Origin of the sequence: Synechococcus sp. W60.3 (assembly GCF_047502615.1) — a bacterium.
Lineage (GTDB): Bacteria > Cyanobacteriota > Cyanobacteriia > Thermostichales > Thermostichaceae > Thermostichus.
This window is the reverse complement of the sequence record NZ_JANSHJ010000083.1, coordinates 1-1128: the sequence shown is the minus strand read 5'-3', so window position 1 is coordinate 1128 and position 1128 is coordinate 1. Positions and strand designations below refer to the sequence as shown.

Sequence of the window (1128 nt, the reverse complement as noted above, 5' to 3'; positions counted from 1 at the left end):
CTGACCTAGTCGACCAGTCCTTCTTGAATCCCCTGGCAGACGCTGGGGGGTTTTTCTGCTTTTCATAGAACGTAGCCCAGTTGCTCAAGGGAATCGGTGTCCCAAAGGATCTGCCCATCCAGAGCCATTCTCCCCTGCACCGGCATTCCAACTTGAGCCTCTAGGCGTGGGATCAAAGCTGCATCCAGCTCCTCCAAAGCTTGGGGATCCTCGGTTTCGGGCAGGGATCCGACCAGCACCCAGCCCAAGTTGCGGACCTTGGCTTGGCGCATCAGGGCGGCAAAGGCGGTTGCTTGGCTCAGGGCGGCCTCCCGTCGCAGCGTTAAGAGCAGGCTAAACCCCCAAGCATGGGCCAAATCGGCCCATGCTTGGCCTGGCTCCAGGGGATCGGCGACACTGCCCGGCAGAACCAGGAGGGGATTGGTTGCCCGCTCGCCGATTTGTTGCCAGAGGGCCTTGAGCTGAGCTTCCGAAGGGTTGGGATCCACCCTGAGCTGGACTCAAGGTCTCTGGACCACCTCTTGCCAGGCGCTGGCCACTGCTGCGGCTCCGGGGATCCCCGGCCAGGTATCGGCCACCATCACCCTCATGAGTTCGGATCCCCCACCTCAGACTCCCAGAGAGTGAGAAACTCCAGCTGGACCTCGAAGCCAAACACCAAAGCCATATCCCGCAGCATCGAGAGGGATCCCAGTTTCTGCTGCTTGAACCACCGCATCAACACAAAGAGATTTCCAGCGCTTCTGGGTTGTAAACAATGCCCTCGCGAGGGTTGAATTGATGGGGCACCAACATGGCTGCGTAACGGGTCAGCTCTCCTTGGCGCCAGTTGAGGAAGTAGGGCATCCAGGGGCAGACCGTGTCCCAACGAATAAACCACAGGCGCACCTCCGGGATCTCCGACAGCTCGCGCGGATCGTCGGGGCTGCGCGGCCAATCGATGGCGCATTACACCTGCTGGGCAGCCCGGACAGGATCCGCCATCAACGTTTTCAACAGCTCATGGCCCGGGGTTAAATCCAGAGCTTGAATGGCTTTAGCAGGAAGGTAGAAGGTAATCGGCACGACGACACAGCTACAGCCTGTTAAGGGCTCAAGGGGTACAATAGCAGCACTTAGCAAACCAAC

At 59.4% G+C, this 1128-nt stretch carries 3 protein-coding genes and 1 pseudogene; all 4 read right to left on the bottom strand.

The genetic code is table 11. The annotated features are described in order from the left end of the window. Window positions 1-62: 62 nt before the first annotated feature. A complete protein-coding gene (locus tag NW846_RS12595) occupies window positions 63-488 on the bottom strand; it encodes a hypothetical protein (protein ID WP_414348707.1) in 426 nt (141 codons plus the stop codon). 98 nt (window positions 489-586) lie between these two features. Continuing rightward, window positions 587-718: a hypothetical protein gene (locus NW846_RS12590; protein ID WP_255322549.1), complete on the bottom strand. Its 132-nt coding sequence runs from the start codon at window positions 716-718 to the stop codon at window positions 587-589. Beyond that, window positions 718-888, bottom strand: a complete 171-nt coding sequence (locus NW846_RS12585) for a chlororespiratory reduction 6 domain-containing protein (RefSeq protein WP_414348704.1) — start codon at window positions 886-888, stop codon at window positions 718-720. Before NW846_RS12585 ends, NW846_RS12590 begins: the two co-directional genes overlap by 1 nt. Before the next feature lie 60 nt (window positions 889-948). Further along, window positions 949-1128, bottom strand: a pseudogene (locus NW846_RS12580) (hypothetical protein); the annotation flags it as partial.